The sequence below is a fragment of the Bradyrhizobium sp. 160 genome (assembly GCF_023073735.1).
Lineage (GTDB): Bacteria > Pseudomonadota > Alphaproteobacteria > Rhizobiales > Xanthobacteraceae > Bradyrhizobium.
In genome coordinates this window covers 508,098-523,531 of the sequence record NZ_JADPKD010000067.1, presented here as the reverse complement: position 1 = coordinate 523,531, position 15,434 = coordinate 508,098, and the positions used below count along the sequence as shown (strand labels likewise).

Sequence of the window (15,434 nt, the reverse complement as noted above, 5' to 3'; positions counted from 1 at the left end):
CGCGGGCGCCGCCGTCAAAGCGGGACAGGCCGGATTCACATGCGTTTTTGCATATTTGACGGGCGGCTTCGGGCACTTAAGGCGGAACTGGCAACTTTGCGCCATTTCGAGCCCCGGCAAGGAAACAATGCACCGGAGGGCCGGTCCGGTATGGCCTCTTGCCCGCGAACGGCTTAGATCAGGCGCGACAGATTGAGAGGACCCGACCAATGCTGCGCGACGACATCAACAATGCGGTCAAGGAGGCCATGAAGGCCAAGGACGAGCGCAAGCTGTCCACGCTGCGCATGGTCAATTCGACCATCAAGAATGCCGACATCGATGCTCGTGGCAGCGGCAAGCCGCCGCTGTCGGACGCCGACATCCTTGCGGTGCTGCAGAAGATGATCAAGCAGCGCCAGGAGGCCGTTGAGCTTTACGACAAGGGCGGCCGCGCCGAGCTCGCCGCCCAGGAGCGCGAGGAGATCGCGGTGATCTCGGCGTATTTGCCGAAGCAGATGTCGGACGACGAGGTGAAGAAAGCGATCTCGGATGCGATCACTGAAACCGGCGCGGCCGGCATGAAAGACATGGGCAAGGTGATCGCAGCGTTGCGGGCGAAGTACGCGGGACAGATGGATTTCGGTAAAGCCAGCGGCTTGGTGAAGGCCGCATTGTCGGGCTAGGCTTTTCCCTCTCCCTTCTGGACGAGGGTGGCTCGCTTTGATGCCGCATCAGTTCGGTCTATTCTCTCAAAACGAAAATGGGGAGGCATGATGACCGGCGCCATCAAACCGTTCCGCATCGCCATCAGCGACGACGTCCTCGCCGACCTCAAGTCGCGCCTCGCCCGCACCCGCTGGCCGGAGGCGGAGCTGGTCGATGATTGGAGCCAGGGCGCGCCGCTGCAATGGATCCGGGAGATCTGCAGCTATTGGGCTGATGGCTACGACTGGCGCGCCCGCGAAGCAAAGCTGAACCGCTTCGAGCAGTTCACCACCGAGATCGACGGACTCGACATCCATTTCCTGCATGTGCGCTCGACGCAGCCGTCCGCGCTGCCGCTGATCATCACCCATGGCTGGCCCGGCTCGATCGTCGAATTCCAGAAAGTGATCGCGCCGCTGGTCGATCCTGCCGGGCATGGCGGCAATCCGGCTGATGCGTTTCATGTCGTCTGTCCCTCGCTGCCGGGCTTCGGCTTCTCGGCCAAGCCGAAGACCACGGGCTGGGGCGTCGACCGCATCGCGGCGACCTGGGCGAAGCTGATGGACCGGCTGGGCTACGCGCGATACGGCGCGCAGGGCGGCGACTGGGGCTCGGCGGTGACGAGCTCGCTCGGCGCGCAGGACGCCGAGCATTGCGCTGGCATCCACATCACATTGTCCTTCAACTCGCCGCCACGCATCGAGGGCCAGCCGACGGCGGAAGAGAAGCGCGCGCTCGCCGGGCTCAAGCATTATGTCGATCTCGATTCCGGCTATTCCAAGCAGCAGTCGACGCGGCCGCAGACGCTCGGCTATGGCCTGACGGATTCGCCGAGCGGGCAGGCGGCCTGGATACTGGAAAAATTCTGGGCCTGGACCGATTGCAACGGCCATCCCGAGAACATCTTCACCAAGGACGAGCTGCTTGACAACGTCATGCTGTACTGGGCGACGGAGACTGCGACGTCCTCTGCGCGGCTCTATTGGGAAAGTTTCGGCAAGCGCCGCGCCACGCCTGTCGTCAAGCTGCCGACGGGCGTCGCGGTGTTTCCCAAGGAGATCATCACGCCGGTGCGACGCTGGATGGAGCCCAACTTCCTCAACATCACGCATTGGAGCGAGATGGAGAAGGGCGGCCATTTCGCCGCCTTCGAGCAGCCCGAGCTGTTCGTGCGCGATGTCCGGACGTTTTTTGCGACGGTGCGGTAAGTCTCACCGTCATGCCGGGGCGCCCCGGCTTGTCCGCCGAAGCTTGATGAGCGAGGGCGGAAGGGCGAGCCCGGAATCTATCGCGCCACGGGAAATGCCGCATGATGGATTCCGGGTTCGAAGCTGGTGTCGGCCCGCAATGACCGCGTGGGGCTTGTCCCGAGCATCCACGGCTCTAGACTGGGCGACAACTCCCCTGGAAACGTGCTGCCATGCTGACCGAAGCCGCAACTTACGACGAGCTCTATCGCAATTTCCGCTGGGACATTCCGGCGCGATTCAACATCGCGGAGGCGTGCTGCGATCGCCACGCCGACGGCAGCGGCCGGCTCGCGCTGATCTATGTCGACGAGAACGGCCTGACCACGCGCACGTCCTTTGACGAGATCGCCGAGATGTCGCGCCGCTTCGCCAACGTGCTGAAGGCGGATGGGCTGTCGCGCGGTGACCGCGTCGCGGTGTTCCTGTCGCAGTCATTGGAGCTGCCGATCGTACACATGGCTGCGTTCCGCACGGGCCTGATCTCGATTCCGCTATTCGCGCTGTTCGGCGAGGACGCGCTGGAATTCCGCCTGTCGAATTCCGAGGCCAAGGCCATCGTGACTGACGAAGGAGGCTGGGAGAAGCTGGCGAGGATCCGCGATCGCCTGCCGGAGCTGACGAACGTCTATGTCGTCGGCGAGCGCGTTCCGGCAGGCGCGAAATCGTTCTGGGATTCGGTGAAAGCGGCCTCACCCGACTTCATGCGGGTCGACACCTCCGCCGATGATCCCGCACTGATCATCTATACCTCTGGCACGACCGGCAATCCCAAAGGCGCCCTGCATGCGCACCGCGTCGTGCTCGGCCATCTGCCGAATGTGGAGATGTGCCACAACTTCCTGCCGCGCGCCGGCGATCTTATGTGGACGCCGGCGGACTGGGCCTGGATCGGCGGCCTCGTCAACGGCCTCTTGGCGTTCTGGTATCACGGCATTCCCCTGGTCGGTCATCGCGCGCGCAAATTCGAGCCGCAGGCAGCGATGCAGATGATGGCCGATCTCGGCGTGCGCAATGTCTTCCTGCCGCCGACGGCACTGAAGCTGATGCGACAGGCCGGCGTGAAGCACCCCGGCGTCAAGCTGCGCAGCATTTTTACCGGCGGTGAATCTCTGGGTGGCGAATTGCTCGGCTGGGTGCGCGAGACCTTCGGCATCGATGCGCACGAAGTGTTCGGCCAGACCGAGTGCAACCTGGTGATCGGCAGCAATTCCAACCTGTTTCCGATCCGCCCCGGCGCGATGGGCAAGGCAACGCCAGGCTTCGACGTCCGCATCGTCAACGACAAGGGCGAGGAATTGGCGCGCGGTCAGCGCGGCATCATCGGTGTGCGCCAGCCATGTCCCGTCACCATGCTCGAATATTGGCGCAATCCGGAGGCGACGGCGAAGAAATATGCCGGCGAATTCCTGCTCACCGGCGACCTCGGCGTGCAGGATGAGGACGGCTATTTCTGGTATGTCAGCCGCGAGGACGACGTCATCACCACCGCCGGCTATCGCGTCGGCCCGTCCGAGATCGAGCATACGCTGATGAAGCATCCGTCGGTGGCGATGGCCGCGGTGGTCGGCATTCCCGATCCGATCCGAACCGAATCGATCAAGGCTTGGATCGTGTTGCGCCCCGGCTTCACCCGCAGCGACGCACTCGCGCGCGAGATCCAGGAGTTCGTCAAGGTGCAGCTTGCCGCCCACGAATATCCCCGCTTCGTCGCCTTCGCGGAGACGCTGCCGATGACCGCCACCGGCAAGGTGCTGCGGCGCGAGCTGCGGGCGAAAGGTTAGCCTCTGACAATGGCAAAGACGCCTCAAGCCCCCGGGGCCCATAACCGTACGAGATGTTGTGGGCGCGAAGCCGTAACCACGAGTCTTCGCCAAAACTTCACTCTTCGCTATGGCGCCCGGATCGGCGCCCGCTGAGGCGCGCTTGTCTGGGACGAACACGGAAACCGTCGCACCTACGGCGTCTTGATGCCCATCGCCTTCAGCGCATCGAGCATCCGCTGTGGCGGGCCCGGCTTGACGACCAGCGGCTTGCCGGTCTCGAGCAGGCTCTTGAGGCTGGACAGGATCGCCGGCCAGCCGGAGCGCCCGCCTGCGAGTATGTCGTCGCTGAGCGGGCGGTCGTGGCCTTCGCTCATGGTGAGCCGGACCGCATCGCCGGCCTGTGCGATCTCGTAGGTGACGAGGGTCGGGCCGAGCTTCTCGATCAGATCGGGCCAGTTCACGTTGAACGTGACCGCGAGCTTGCGCGGCGGATCGTAGGCGAGAACCTCGCCGCTGATGTGCACGGCGCCGTCGGGCGTGCGCACGATGAAGGTGCCGCCGAGCCGTGGCTCGACCTCGACGGCATTGCCGAAGAAATACTGTCGGCTGAACTCCGCCGAGGTCAGCGCCTCCCACACCTTCTCGGGCGTGGAGGCGATGTAGATGGTGTAGACGGTCAGCGGCGTGAACTGCTCGAGCTTCATTTTGCGTCGAATCCCTTGTTGAGCGCCGTGCGCGGGATGGCGAGTACTTTGCCTCTCTCCAGCAGGCTCTTGAGCCCGGACAGGATCGCCGGCCAGCCATTGGAGACGGCGCCGAGATACTTGCCGCCCTCGACAAACCCGTCATGCAGCACGGTCAAACGCACCAGCGAGCCGAACGGTTCGATGGTGAAGACGACGCGCGATATCGGCTCGCCGCGCAGCTCCTCGTATTTCTGGTGCTTGAAACTGTAGGACAATCGCCGCGGCGGATCGGCTTCGAGGATTTCGCCGGAATCGGTGATCTCGCCGTCGAGCGTGAGGGCGAAGGAAGAGCCTACCTTCCAGTCGGATCTGACCTCGGCGCCGAACCAGTATTGCCGCGTAAACGCGCTGTTGGTTAGCGCCTCCCAAGCTTTTTCCGGCGTGGTCTCGATGTAGGTGACGTAGACGAATTCCGGCTTACTCATCGCGTTTCTCCAGCTGACGTTTCAACTCGCTGAGTGCGGCGAGCTTGCCGCGCTCGAATTTCCTGATCCAGCGTTCGCCGATCTGATGGATCGGCACGGGGTTGAGATAGTGCAGCTTCTCGCGGCCATGCCTGATGGTGGTGACGAGATTGGCCTCCTCCAGAATGCCAAGGTGCTTGGTCACCGCCTGACGCGTCATGGCAAGGCCTTCGCAGAGCTCGTTCAGCGTCTGGCCGTTCCGGGCGTGAAGCCTGTCCAGCAGCGACCGTCGTGACGCATCGGCGAGCGCTTTGAAGACCTCATCCATGGTTATGATGATAGGCAACCAAATGGTTGCATGTCAAGCGGGCTCGAGAAATCATGTTGGTCGCGTGCAGTCTCTCCGCGTGCGGGACGAGGGCGAAGAGCTTCCCGCAAGCGGGAACACGAGATCTGCGAGCTTCCGTTCCCGCCTCCGCCATGCATTAATGCGTACAAACCGCAGCGAGTCCTCCCCATGATGTCCATGCAAGCCTATCTCGCCTTCGTCGCCGCCTGCATCGCGCTGGCGTTGCTGCCGGGGCCGATCGTCACCCTCGTCATTGCCAACGGCCTGCGGCACGGCACCCGCGCGGCGCTCACCAACGTTGCCGGCGCGCAAGCGGGTCTTGCCATCGTGATCGGCATCGTCGCGGTCGGTCTGACCTCGCTGATGGCGACCATGGGGTACTGGTTCGACTGGGTGCGCTTTGCCGGCGCCGCCTATTTGGTGTGGCTCGGCATCAAGTTGATCTGGACGCCGGTCGACGGCGTCGACGTCGACGCGCCGCCTCCGCCGCCGCGCGGCGGCTTCTTCCTGCAAGGATTCCTGGTGCTGCTGTCGAACCCGAAAGTGCTGGTGTTCTTCGGCGCCTTCATTCCGCAGTTCATGGACATGAACCAGCCGCACTTTCCGCAAGTCGCGCTGCTTGGTGCCACCTTCATGGTCACGGCGGTCATGACCGACGCGCTCTACGCCATCGCCGCCGGCCGCGCCCGAAAATTCTTCTCGGCCCGCCGCACGCGGATGATGTCGCGCATTTCCGGCGGCTTCATGATCGGCGGCGGCATCTGGCTGGCGCTGACCAGGGCGAAGTGAGGCTCACACCAACATCTGAGTCTTCAGCTCAACCTCGATCTCGGCAAGGATCCGCGCCAGCCGTTCCGCCCATTGCTGCTGGCCGGACTGGTCGGCGATCAGATCCTGGCGGATCTCGATGCCGGTGTTGACGAGGCCGCGCGCCTCGCCGTGCACGGGGATGGTGTAGTCGGTGAGGTCGTTCACCGCATAGGGCTCGTTGTCGCCGACGACGAGATCGCTTTCAGCGCGGAGATGTTTCAAGAGGAGCTGCGGCAGCACGGTGTCGCGGTTATAGAGGGCGCCGACGTGCCAGGGCCGCGCGACGCCGGCATAGACCGGCGTAAAGCTGTGCAGCGACACCAGTACTGTCGGCCGCTTGTCGCGCAGGCGGCGGTTGATCGCGGCGTCGATGCGATGATGATAGGGCGCGAAGATCTCGCGCCGCCGCGCCTCGCGCTCCCATTCCGAAATGCCCTCGTTGCGCGGAATCGCGGTGGCTTCGGAGATCACGGGAATCGAGCTCACAGCCGCGGGCGGGCGGTTGCAGTCGATCACGAGCCGCGAATAGCGCTGCGCGATCAGATGCACGTCGAGCATTTTTGCGAGCCGCTCGGCGACGCCGGCGATGCCGATGTCCCAAGCGATGTGCCTGACAAGCTCGTTTTCCGCGACGCCAAGATTGCCGAGCGTGCGCGGCAGCACCCGCCCGTAGTGATCCGCGGTGAGCAGGAAGGGTGATTGGCCTGCCGCATTCACCTCATGCACTGGCGCAATGTCGCCCTCGCCGAGGAGTTGATCGGTCGCGTCGGCCGTATCTAAAGCCATCCTGATTGCCTATGGAAAAGCTGTCGCCCTGAAGTTCGAAGAAAATCGGTATAGATTGGTTCGCTTCAAATCACCATGCTTGACCGAGGATGCCGCTGAGAGCGTCATTGCCTGCACATCGTCCTACTGGCTTTCGCCAGGACGACAGCGAATATGCGACGTTGTCGTTCCGCGCCATTGCCAGCTATACACACCGGATGACCTGCGATCGTCTCTTCGTCTACGGCACCCTGATGCGCGGCTTCGATCATCCGATGGCGCGGCTGCTCGCGGCACATGCGGATTTCCTTGGCGATGCGACCTGCCGCGGTCGGCTGGTCCTGGTGAAGCATTATCCGGGGCTATTGCTGTCGGACGCCCCGTCCGACATCGTCCATGGCGAGCTGTTTCACTTACGCGCGGGCGACGAGCTGCTGCGCGAGCTCGACATGTACGAGGCCTGCGGCGAAGGCTTTCCGGAGCCGACCGAATATCTGCGGCAGCTGATCGACGTGTCGCTGCCGGACGGCACCAGCAGCAAGGCCTGGACCTATGTCTACAACTGGCCCGTCACCGATCTTCCGCGCATCGAGTCCGGCCGTTTCCTGGAGCATTAGGCCGACAGCACCTCCTTCACCATGCGGATGTCAACCTCGCGCTCGACATAGGTCCACTCCTCGGTCTGCCGCAGCATCGCCACCAGCTCTTCGAACAACGCGGCATCAACCGGTGCGAATTCGAACCAGGTCAGAAAGTCGAAAGGCCCGCCGAGGTCGCGGCAATGATAGAGCTGGCGCGCGATGGCGGGCAGGTAGCGCAGGCTGCTCGCGATGTGGTGCGATCTGTCCTCGAAGATCTTGCGGCGCTCTTCCTGCGTCAGCTCCCACCAGGCCTGCGACTTGCGGATCGGGATCAGCGCTGCGCTGGTCGCCTCTAACCGGCCGAGGCCGGCCTGCACGGCGACGAGCTGCTGCTTCTCAGGCCGCTCGGTGTAACGCAAGCTGCTCGCGACGCCGACCAGCCGCCACGCGTTGCGCGAGGGCACCAGCGGCAACGAGACGGCCTCACTGTCGGTCACCGACAGTGCCGGCACGAAGGGCAGGGGCTCGCCCCGCACGGGCGAGATCGACGTCACGCGCCAGCCCCCGCTCTGGCCGCCTCGAAAGGTCCTGAACATGGGGGTATGGAAGCGTGGAACCGGGCGCGGTTCAAGGCCTCTCTCCAAGTCATTTGCGGGGCGTTCGAAGCGCGAGCCCGGAAATCCATTTCCGCCAGCGGTCCGGTGGCGCGATGGATTCCAGGGTCGCGCTCTGCGCGCCCCGGAATGACGCGGGCTGTGAACAGCGCGTATAATCCCGACAAACCTGACTTTTGTGCAGGCGGCACCTATATGCCTGATCTTGGCCCGGCTCATCTCGCTCGGGCAAGACTGGATCTCATGCGCTTCACGCCCCAATTCCTCGACGAGCTTCGTGCCCGGCTTTCGGTCTCCGAAGTCGTCGGCAAGCGCGTCAAGCTGAAGAAGGCGGGGCGGGAGTGGAAGGGGTTGTCGCCGTTCCAGCAGGAGAAGACGCCGTCCTTCTACGTCAACGACCAGAAGGGCTTTTACCACGACTTCTCCTCCGGCAAGCACGGCGACATCATCAGCTTCGTGATGGAGACGGACGGCGTGCCGTTCGCCGAGGCCGTCGAGCGGCTCGCGGGCATGGCGGGCCTGCCGCTGCCGGCCGTGACGCCGGATGCGGCCCGGCATGAGCAGCGGCGCAAATCGCTGCATGACGTCATGGATCTTGCGGCAAAATTCTTCGCCGAGACGCTGGCCTCGCGCTTAGGTGCCAAAGCGCGCGGCTATCTGGCCGACCGCGCCATTTCGCCGGCGACGCAACTGCAGTTCCGCCTCGGCTATGCGCCGCCCGACCGCTTCGCGCTGAAGGAGCATCTCGGCAAGCTCGGCGTGTCCGTTGACGACATGGTCGAGACCGGACTGCTCGTCGCCGGCGACGATATTCCGGTGCCGTACGACCGCTTCCGCGACCGCGTGATGTTTCCGATCACGGATTTGCGCGGCCGCGTCATCGCCTTCGGTGGGCGCGCGCTGGAGAAGGACGTTCCGGCCAAATATCTGAACTCGCCGGAGACGCCGCTCTTCCACAAGGGCGACAATCTCTACAACCACCAGACCGCGCGCAAAGCCACCCATGACGGCGGCGCCCTGATCGTGGTCGAAGGCTATGTTGACGTCATCGCCATGGTCGCCGCGGGCTTCGCAGGCACCGTCGCGCCGCTCGGCACCGCGCTCACCGAAAGCCAGCTCGGGCTGCTGTGGAAGATGGCGGACGAGCCGATCCTCTGCTTCGACGGCGACCGCGCCGGCCAGAAGGCGGCTTACCGCGCCGCGGACCTTGCCTTGCCGTTCCTCGCGCCGGGCAAGAGCCTGCGCTTTGCGCTGCTGCCGGAGGGGCAGGACCCCGACGATCTCGTTCGCTCGGGTGGCCGCGGCGCGATCGAGGACGTGATCGCGGCGGCGCGACCGCTCGCGGAGATGATCTGGTCGCGCGAGCTCGAAGGCGGCAATTTTGCCACGCCCGAGCGCCGCGCCGCTCTGGAGGCGCGCATCAAGGAGCTCTCCAACGGCATCCGCGACGAGGTGGTGCGGCGCTATTACCGCGACGACTTTGCCAATCGGCTCCAGCGCGCCTTTGCCCCCGAAGGCGGGCGCGGCGGCTTTGGCGGCCGGGGCAGTTTCCGCCAAGGTGGCGGCGGTCGGCCATTCCAGCCCAGGGCTGGGGGAGGCGCGAATCGATTCGGTGGCCATGGATTTGGCGGCGCCCGCCGCGGCCCGCCCGGTCCCGTCCCGCTGCCGTCCGGTCCATACCAGGCGGCGAGCCCCCAGCTGGCGGCAAGCCCGATCATGCGCGGCCAGCGCAGTGCCATCTCCCGCCGGGAGGCCTTGATCCTGCAATGCCTGATCAACCACCCCTGGCTGCTCCATGAGCACTTGGAGGAGGTGGCCGCCCTGGAGCTGGCCCATCCCGAGGCCCATAAGCTCAGGGCCGGCATCATCGCCGCCTTCGCCAACGATCATCACCACTCACCGGACCCGGGCGAGCAGGCCGAGAAGATGCGGGGCGACCTTGAGAAGGGCGGGTTTTCGCAAGTTCTTCAAAGGGTTGAGAACGGCATCACCACCGTGGCGGTGTGGGGCGCCCGGGAGGGCGCGGCGCGGGATGACGTTCTTGCCACTTGGCATCAGCTGGTTGCCTTGCATCGGCAATGGCATTCACTACTTAGAGAGCTGAAAGACGCTGAGCTGGCCCTGGGGGAGGACCCCAGCGAGGCCAATTTGGCGTGGCTGCGTGACGTCAAGGCTCGGATAGGCGAAGTCGACGGTACCGAGGCTCTGATCGAGGGTTTTGGCGAACTGTCGGGTCGGCTCCAGAAGAGCATGTAATGAAAGAATCATGCGGACGGCCGGGGTCGGAACCGCTAAAAGACTCGCCAAATCCTTGGTTTGGCGGCAGAAACAGGGTTAATCGAGGCTTAACGGTCTTGTAGCACTTTGGCCCGAAGGCGGCCGCAGGCAGAACAGATGCGTCAGGAATGAATCCGCGCAACCGCTGTTGGCACTACACCTGCATCCGCTGCGACAAAGAGGCTCACGAAGCGTTAGGCAAATCCGGCGAGAGAAAGTTGGGGGTGGCGAGAAGTTTGTGCGCCGCCCTTTCCGTGTCGAGAGCTGCCGAAGCGAGAGCGTCGAGCAACAGGTTCATGTGAATTCAGGCAGGCGGGGCGCGCCGTCTGCATTGAAGCGCGTTGAGGAGCAATGGATGGCCACCAAGGCAAAGACGCTGCAGGCGAAGGACAAGGAAAAGGACGACAAGGCAGCGGATGCGCCGGAGAAGGACTCCCAGGACGCGCCCTCGCCCTTGCTCGACCTGTCCGACGCCGCCGTGAAGAAGATGATCAAGCAGGCCAAGAAGCGCGGCTTCGTCACCTTTGATCAGCTCAACGAGGTCCTGCCGTCCGACCAGACCTCGCCCGAACAGATCGAGGACATCATGTCGATGCTCTCGGACATGGGCATCAACGTCACCGAAGCCGACGACACCGAAGGCGAGGAAGACAAGGACGAGGGCGAGGACGAGACCGACAACGAGCTCGTCGAGGTCACCCAGAAGGCCGTCACCGAGGTCAAGAAGAGCGAGCCGGGCGAGCGCACCGACGATCCGGTGCGCATGTATCTGCGCGAGATGGGCACGGTCGAGCTGCTGTCCCGCGAAGGCGAAATCGCCATCGCAAAGCGCATCGAGGCCGGCCGCGAGGCGATGATCGCGGGTCTGTGCGAAAGCCCGCTGACATTCCAGGCCATCATCATCTGGCGGGACGAGCTCAACGAAGGCAAGATCTTCCTCCGCGACATCATCGATCTCGAAGCGACCTATGCCGGCCCCGACGCCAAGGGCGGCATGAACACCGCGATGATCGCCGGCCCGAACGGCGAAGCGTCGGCCGAGGGTGGCGAAGCCACCGCGTCCGCCGCTGCCCCCGCGCATGTCGCGCCGCCCGCCGCGCCGCCGTCGCCCACCCCGTTCCGCGCCGCGTCTGCGCCCGGTGCCACTGAGGCCGGCGAGGACAAGGATCCAGCCGAGTCCGCCGCCGAGTCCGACATGGACGACGACGAGTTCGAGAACCAGATGTCGCTCGCGGCAATCGAGGCCGAGCTCAAGCCGAAGGTGGTCGAGATCTTCGACAAGATCGCCGACAGCTATAAGAAGCTGCGCAAGCTTCAGGAGCAGGACATCCAGAACCAGCTCCAGAACGAGTCGCTCTCGCCGCACCAGGAGCGCAAGTACAAGAAGCTGAAGGACGAGATCATCGTCGAGGTGAAGTCGCTCCGCCTCAACCAGGCCCGTATCGACTCGCTGGTCGAGCAGCTCTACGACATCAACAAGCGCCTCGTCTCCTACGAGGGCCGCCTGATGCGTCTTGCCGACAGCCACGGCGTCGCGCGCGAGGACTTTTTACGCAACTACACCGGCTCGGAGCTCGATCCGCGTTGGCTCAACCGCGTCTCGAAACTCTCGGCCAAGGGCTGGAAGAATTTCGTTCATCACGAGAAGGACCGCATCAAGGACCTTCGTCACGAAGTGCATCAGCTCGCCGCCCTCACCGGCCTCGAGATCGTCGAGTTCCGCAAGATCGTGCACTCCGTGCAGAAGGGCGAGCGCGAGGCACGCCAGGCCAAGAAGGAGATGGTGGAAGCCAATCTCCGTCTGGTGATCTCGATCGCCAAGAAGTACACCAACCGCGGCCTGCAATTCCTCGACCTGATCCAGGAAGGCAACATCGGCCTGATGAAGGCGGTCGACAAGTTCGAGTATCGCCGCGGCTACAAGTTCTCGACCTACGCCACGTGGTGGATCCGGCAGGCGATCACCCGCTCGATCGCCGACCAGGCGCGCACCATCCGCATCCCCGTGCACATGATCGAGACGATCAACAAGATCGTGCGCACCTCGCGCCAGATGCTCAACGAGATCGGACGCGAGCCGACGCCGGAAGAACTCGCCGAGAAGCTCGGCATGCCGCTCGAAAAGGTCCGCAAGGTCCTCAAGATCGCCAAGGAGCCGCTGTCGTTGGAGACGCCGGTCGGTGACGAAGAGGATTCGCACCTCGGCGATTTCATCGAGGACAAGAATGCGATCCTCCCCATCGATGCCGCGATCCAGTCCAACCTGCGCGAGACCACCACGCGCGTGCTGGCATCTCTGACGCCGCGCGAAGAGCGCGTCCTGCGCATGCGCTTCGGCATCGGCATGAACACCGACCACACGCTGGAAGAAGTCGGCCAGCAGTTCAGCGTGACGCGCGAACGCATTCGTCAGATCGAGGCGAAGGCGCTGCGCAAGCTGAAGCATCCGTCGCGGTCGAGGAAGCTGCGGAGCTTCTTGGATAATTAATTCTGATCGTCATGCCCCAGCCTGACCCGGGCATCTATCCGAACGAAACGGCGGGCGCAAGCCCGCCGTTTTTGTTCGTGCCTGTCTGCCAGCAGCGTTCAGCCAAGAAGCGTCATCTGCTTCTGTCAGCTGCTTGTCTGCAAGATGGGGCGCTGGCGATGTTTGCCTATTTCTTCTTCACCCCGACCCGCTCAATCCGCTTGATCTCGAGCGGTGGCCGACCGCTCTTTTCGGCGATCTCGCGGTCCTGCTCCATGATGAAGCCGCGCGCGGGCTCGTCGCCGTCGAGGCCGCCGAGCAGCTCGGTGGGCACGCGGCGGTTGGAGCGCTGGGTATCGTCCTCATAGACGACGTTGAAGAAGGCGAACTCGCCTTTGGGATTGGTTCCGGGTTTCTTGGCCATGGCGGCTTGTCGTCGATCAGGGCGCCGCAGTCAAATGACTTCGGCGGTTATCGACGTTGGCGATGCATTGAAGGCGAGGGTGCCCGCCGCGGCTGCCGGATCAGATGTCGTTGCCTCGGAGTGCCAGGCGTGATGTGAACTCCCAATCAACGGCGGGCCGCGAAGCCCGCCGTTGATCTTTAGTCTTCAGTTATCTTTGGTCTTCGGTGTCGCCCGGGGCTGGCGGGGTGACAACCTAAAATAGAAGACTATCGAAGGCGCCATGCGATGGCAAGGCAAATCGTGGCGGCGTTGAGGTCGCAGCGGGCGGATCAGATATGCGTTGGCCGCGGCATGCCGACTTGATGCGCGTCGCAACAATCGTTTGGATCACCAAATCACTTTGTTCATTGTTCGGGCCGTCGCAATGCAGCGCGACTGGCTCGCAGCGAGGCGCGCCAGGCTGTATGTCTTCCCGCCTGCCTGCAATGTGTGATCGCGAGCGCCGAATCGAGGTCCACTATCGCGATAAATCATGCGGTCACCGGGCCGCTGCGCGCGTCTCGTTAAACGCCGCCCGGAAGACGAGAGGAGAGTGTCGGAATCGTCCATCTCGCGTCGCTTGGATACGATGTCGAGGCGGATCAAGCTCGCGCGCCTTCACGGCGAGGCTTTGCTGCTTTGACGCGAATTCGGTTCCCGGGCATGATCGCGCGCTGCTTTCCGCGCTCATTCTTCAGAGGATTAGAGGATTCTCCGGTATGTTGAGACACGCTTTGGCCACCGCCTCCATCGTCTGTCTGGCCGGTGGGTCGGCGCAGGCCGCGCGCTGCGGCGGCGACTTCAACGCTTTCGTCGCCAGCATGGCCGCGGAGGCGCAAGCCTCCGGCGTCTCGGCGAGCGTGACCAATGCGGCGCTCAGCGGTGTGACCCAGGATGGCGCCGTGCTTGCCTTCGATCGGCGCCAGCGCCACACCTTCAATAAGAGCTTCGAACAGTACGTCTCGACCCGCGTCGGCCCCGGCCGCATCAATGGCGGGCGGGCGCTGCTCCAGCGCCATGCCGCGCTGCTCTCGCGGATCGAGCAGAAGTTCGGCGTGCCCCGCTACATCCTGGTCGCGATCTGGGGGCTGGAGAGCGATTTCGGCAAGGGCGATACCGGCAAGCTGCCGGTGATCCGCACGCTGGCGACCCTGGCGCATGACTGCCGCCGTACCGATCTGTTCCAGGGCGAACTGCTCGCCGCGCTCAAGATCGTGCAGCGCGGCGACCTGCCGCTGCGCGATCTCATCGGCGCCTATGCCGGCGAGATCGGCCAGACCCAGTTCCTGCCGTCGTCCTACATCAAATACGGCGTCGATTTCGACGGCGACGGCCACGTCGACCTCCGCCACAGCGTCCCCGACGTGCTCGCCTCGACTGCGAACCTGCTCCACACCAGCGGCTTCAAGATGGGCCAGCCCTACGGTGAAGGCACGCCGAATTTCGAGGCAATGCGCGAGTGGAACAGGGCGGTGGTCTATCGCAAGACGATCGGGTATTTCGCGGATCGGCTGATGGGGCAGTGAGGGGGCGCACGGCTAACGCTCGCAAGTGACGGGGGGCGTCGCGCTGCTGTCGCGCCGCGCCCGGGCGGAAGCGCTGGAGCAGATCCATGAAGCGGGCGTCGTTGCCGATCAGGATGCGGGGCTCGTTCCTCTCGATGCCTCGGCTCATGCGCAGGGCGGCATCCTTCGGCGTGGTCTTCGCCGCGTTCTCGGGTCATGGCGGCGGCGCCGCGAATCGCAGACATGGATCTCCCCGTCAGTCCGGAAAGCGGGAACTATGATTTACATTTTTTCAGAATGGAACTGAACCACGGCCGATTTGGGCTTTTAACATACGATACGAAGCAAGCATTGGGAGCCGCTCCATGGGACAGGCACAGCCATTTCGTGCAACAGCGCTGATTGTCGAAGACGACCACATGCAGCGGGAGATGCTTTGCGTTCTCCTCGAGGAAAGTGGGTACGACGTGATCCAGTGCGAGAGTGCGGAGGCGGCCGAACGCGTGCTGGAGAAGAATGCGGGCGCACTCTGCCTGATGCTGACGGACGTTCAGCTCGCTGGCCGCATGAACGGGGTCGAACTCGCTCATCTCGCCAAGGGCCATAATCCGAAGCTCGACGTCGTCGTCACCTCCGGGCGGCCCCTGATGCAGCCGCTGCCTGACGGTGCCAAGTTCTGGGCCAAGCCGTGGGCGCCGCTCGACGTGTTGCGCGAGGCCGAGATCGCGCAGCTGTCCTGAGGGCGGTCGCCGACCATCGCTTTTCCGACGT

Annotated in this window: 15 protein-coding genes and 1 pseudogene; 9 read left to right on the top strand and 7 right to left on the bottom strand. The window is 64.0% G+C overall.

All coding sequences use genetic code 11. The annotated features are described in order from the left end of the window. Positions 1 to 209 precede the first annotated feature (209 nt). From IVA98_RS29990 to IVA98_RS29980, 3 genes are all read left to right on the top strand, one after another. Positions 210 to 665 carry a GatB/YqeY domain-containing protein gene (locus IVA98_RS29990; protein ID WP_247307451.1) on the top strand — a complete coding sequence of 152 codons (456 nt, stop codon included), beginning with the start codon at positions 210 to 212 and terminating at the stop codon, positions 663 to 665. A gap of 90 nt (positions 666 to 755) precedes the next feature. Continuing rightward, positions 756 to 1,895, top strand: a complete 1,140-nt coding sequence (locus tag IVA98_RS29985; protein WP_247307448.1) for an epoxide hydrolase family protein — start codon at positions 756 to 758, stop codon at positions 1,893 to 1,895. 212 nt (positions 1,896 to 2,107) lie between these two features. Continuing rightward, entirely contained in the window at positions 2,108 to 3,718 is a 1,611-nt protein-coding gene (locus IVA98_RS29980; protein ID WP_247307445.1) for an acyl-CoA synthetase, read from the top strand. Between the two features lie 173 nt (positions 3,719 to 3,891). On the opposite strand, the gene IVA98_RS29975 is transcribed toward IVA98_RS29980, so the two are convergent. Genes IVA98_RS29975 through IVA98_RS29965 form a run of 3 tightly spaced genes read right to left on the bottom strand, consistent with a single transcriptional unit; the run spans position 3,892 to position 5,178 of the window. Further along, entirely contained in the window at positions 3,892 to 4,404 is a 513-nt protein-coding gene (locus IVA98_RS29975) for an SRPBCC family protein (RefSeq protein ID WP_247307442.1), read from the bottom strand. Continuing rightward, positions 4,401 to 4,871 (bottom strand): SRPBCC family protein, encoded by a 471-nt coding sequence (locus IVA98_RS29970; protein WP_247277471.1) that lies wholly within the window; start codon positions 4,869 to 4,871, stop codon positions 4,401 to 4,403. Before IVA98_RS29970 ends, IVA98_RS29975 begins: the two co-directional genes overlap by 4 nt. After that, the gene (locus IVA98_RS29965; protein WP_247307438.1) at positions 4,864 to 5,178 is read right to left on the bottom strand and encodes an ArsR/SmtB family transcription factor; all 315 of its coding nucleotides are present in this window, start codon (positions 5,176 to 5,178) and stop codon (positions 4,864 to 4,866) included. Before IVA98_RS29965 ends, IVA98_RS29970 begins: the two co-directional genes overlap by 8 nt. Positions 5,179 to 5,367: 189 nt before the next feature. Here IVA98_RS29965 and IVA98_RS29960 point away from each other — a divergent pair, with 189 nt between their 5' ends. Next, a complete protein-coding gene (locus tag IVA98_RS29960; protein WP_247307435.1) occupies positions 5,368 to 5,988 on the top strand; it encodes a LysE family translocator in 621 nt (206 codons plus the stop codon). Between the two features lie 3 nt (positions 5,989 to 5,991). Here the strand turns inward: IVA98_RS29960 and IVA98_RS29955 are convergent, their stop codons facing one another. Next, positions 5,992 to 6,795, bottom strand: coding sequence for an N-formylglutamate amidohydrolase (locus IVA98_RS29955; RefSeq protein WP_247307432.1), 804 nt, complete (start codon positions 6,793 to 6,795; stop codon positions 5,992 to 5,994). Positions 6,796 to 6,992: 197 nt separating this feature from the next. Here IVA98_RS29955 and IVA98_RS29950 point away from each other — a divergent pair, with 197 nt between their 5' ends. Then, the gene (locus IVA98_RS29950; RefSeq protein ID WP_247307601.1) at positions 6,993 to 7,391 is read left to right on the top strand and encodes a gamma-glutamylcyclotransferase family protein; all 399 of its coding nucleotides are present in this window, start codon (positions 6,993 to 6,995) and stop codon (positions 7,389 to 7,391) included. Here the strand turns inward: IVA98_RS29950 and IVA98_RS29945 are convergent. Then, positions 7,388 to 7,951 carry a chlorite dismutase family protein gene (locus IVA98_RS29945; protein ID WP_247307430.1) on the bottom strand — a complete coding sequence of 188 codons (564 nt, stop codon included), beginning with the start codon at positions 7,949 to 7,951 and terminating at the stop codon, positions 7,388 to 7,390. The two genes, IVA98_RS29950 and IVA98_RS29945, sit on opposite strands and share 4 nt — an antisense overlap. Before the next feature lie 261 nt (positions 7,952 to 8,212). Here IVA98_RS29945 and dnaG point away from each other — a divergent pair, with 261 nt between their 5' ends. Both dnaG and rpoD read left to right on the top strand, forming a co-directional pair. After that, positions 8,213 to 10,225: a DNA primase gene (gene dnaG, locus IVA98_RS29940; protein WP_247307426.1), complete on the top strand. Its 2,013-nt coding sequence runs from the start codon at positions 8,213 to 8,215 to the stop codon at positions 10,223 to 10,225. Positions 10,226 to 10,601: 376 nt separating this feature from the next. After that, complete coding sequence (rpoD, locus tag IVA98_RS29935; RefSeq protein WP_247356072.1) at positions 10,602 to 12,734, top strand: RNA polymerase sigma factor RpoD; 2,133 nt, start codon at positions 10,602 to 10,604, stop codon at positions 12,732 to 12,734. Positions 12,735 to 12,900: 166 nt separating this feature from the next. Here rpoD and IVA98_RS29930 read toward each other — a convergent pair whose 3' ends face one another. Continuing rightward, a complete protein-coding gene (locus IVA98_RS29930) occupies positions 12,901 to 13,137 on the bottom strand; it encodes a hypothetical protein (RefSeq protein WP_247277465.1) in 237 nt (78 codons plus the stop codon). Between the two features lie 740 nt (positions 13,138 to 13,877). Here IVA98_RS29930 and IVA98_RS29925 point away from each other — a divergent pair. After that, positions 13,878 to 14,684: a lytic murein transglycosylase gene (locus IVA98_RS29925; RefSeq protein WP_247307420.1), complete on the top strand. Its 807-nt coding sequence runs from the start codon at positions 13,878 to 13,880 to the stop codon at positions 14,682 to 14,684. Between the two features lie 58 nt (positions 14,685 to 14,742). On the opposite strand, the pseudogene IVA98_RS29920 reads toward IVA98_RS29925, so the two are convergent. Beyond that, positions 14,743 to 14,874, bottom strand: a pseudogene (locus tag IVA98_RS29920) (acetoin dehydrogenase); the annotation flags it as partial. Positions 14,875 to 15,028: 154 nt separating this feature from the next. Between IVA98_RS29920 and IVA98_RS29915 the strand changes: the two are divergent. Beyond that, positions 15,029 to 15,403 (top strand): response regulator, encoded by a 375-nt coding sequence (locus IVA98_RS29915; RefSeq protein ID WP_247356071.1) that lies wholly within the window; start codon positions 15,029 to 15,031, stop codon positions 15,401 to 15,403. Positions 15,404 to 15,434: the final 31 nt, after the last annotated feature.

Excerpts from the sequence above, each read along its gene's own strand:
- dnaG (WP_247307426.1), top strand. The coding sequence starts at position 8,213 with ATGCGCTTCACGCCCCAATTCCTCGACGAGCTTCGTGCCCGGCTTTCG.
- IVA98_RS29930 (WP_247277465.1), bottom strand. The coding sequence starts at position 13,137 with ATGGCCAAGAAACCCGGAACCAATCCCAAAGGCGAGTTCGCCTTCTTC.
- IVA98_RS29915 (WP_247356071.1), top strand. The coding sequence starts at position 15,029 with ATGGGACAGGCACAGCCATTTCGTGCAACAGCGCTGATTGTCGAAGAC.
- IVA98_RS29950 (WP_247307601.1), top strand. The coding sequence starts at position 6,993 with ATGACCTGCGATCGTCTCTTCGTCTACGGCACCCTGATGCGCGGCTTC.
- rpoD (WP_247356072.1), top strand. The coding sequence starts at position 10,602 with ATGGCCACCAAGGCAAAGACGCTGCAGGCGAAGGACAAGGAAAAGGAC.
- IVA98_RS29980 (WP_247307445.1), top strand. The coding sequence starts at position 2,108 with ATGCTGACCGAAGCCGCAACTTACGACGAGCTCTATCGCAATTTCCGC.
- IVA98_RS29955 (WP_247307432.1), bottom strand. The coding sequence starts at position 6,795 with ATGGCTTTAGATACGGCCGACGCGACCGATCAACTCCTCGGCGAGGGC.
- IVA98_RS29985 (WP_247307448.1), top strand. The coding sequence starts at position 756 with ATGACCGGCGCCATCAAACCGTTCCGCATCGCCATCAGCGACGACGTC.
- IVA98_RS29960 (WP_247307435.1), top strand. The coding sequence starts at position 5,368 with ATGATGTCCATGCAAGCCTATCTCGCCTTCGTCGCCGCCTGCATCGCG.
- IVA98_RS29970 (WP_247277471.1), bottom strand. The coding sequence starts at position 4,871 with ATGAGTAAGCCGGAATTCGTCTACGTCACCTACATCGAGACCACGCCG.
- IVA98_RS29975 (WP_247307442.1), bottom strand. The coding sequence starts at position 4,404 with ATGAAGCTCGAGCAGTTCACGCCGCTGACCGTCTACACCATCTACATC.
- IVA98_RS29990 (WP_247307451.1), top strand. The coding sequence starts at position 210 with ATGCTGCGCGACGACATCAACAATGCGGTCAAGGAGGCCATGAAGGCC.
- IVA98_RS29965 (WP_247307438.1), bottom strand. The coding sequence starts at position 5,178 with ATGGATGAGGTCTTCAAAGCGCTCGCCGATGCGTCACGACGGTCGCTG.
- IVA98_RS29945 (WP_247307430.1), bottom strand. The coding sequence starts at position 7,951 with ATGTTCAGGACCTTTCGAGGCGGCCAGAGCGGGGGCTGGCGCGTGACG.
- IVA98_RS29925 (WP_247307420.1), top strand. The coding sequence starts at position 13,878 with ATGTTGAGACACGCTTTGGCCACCGCCTCCATCGTCTGTCTGGCCGGT.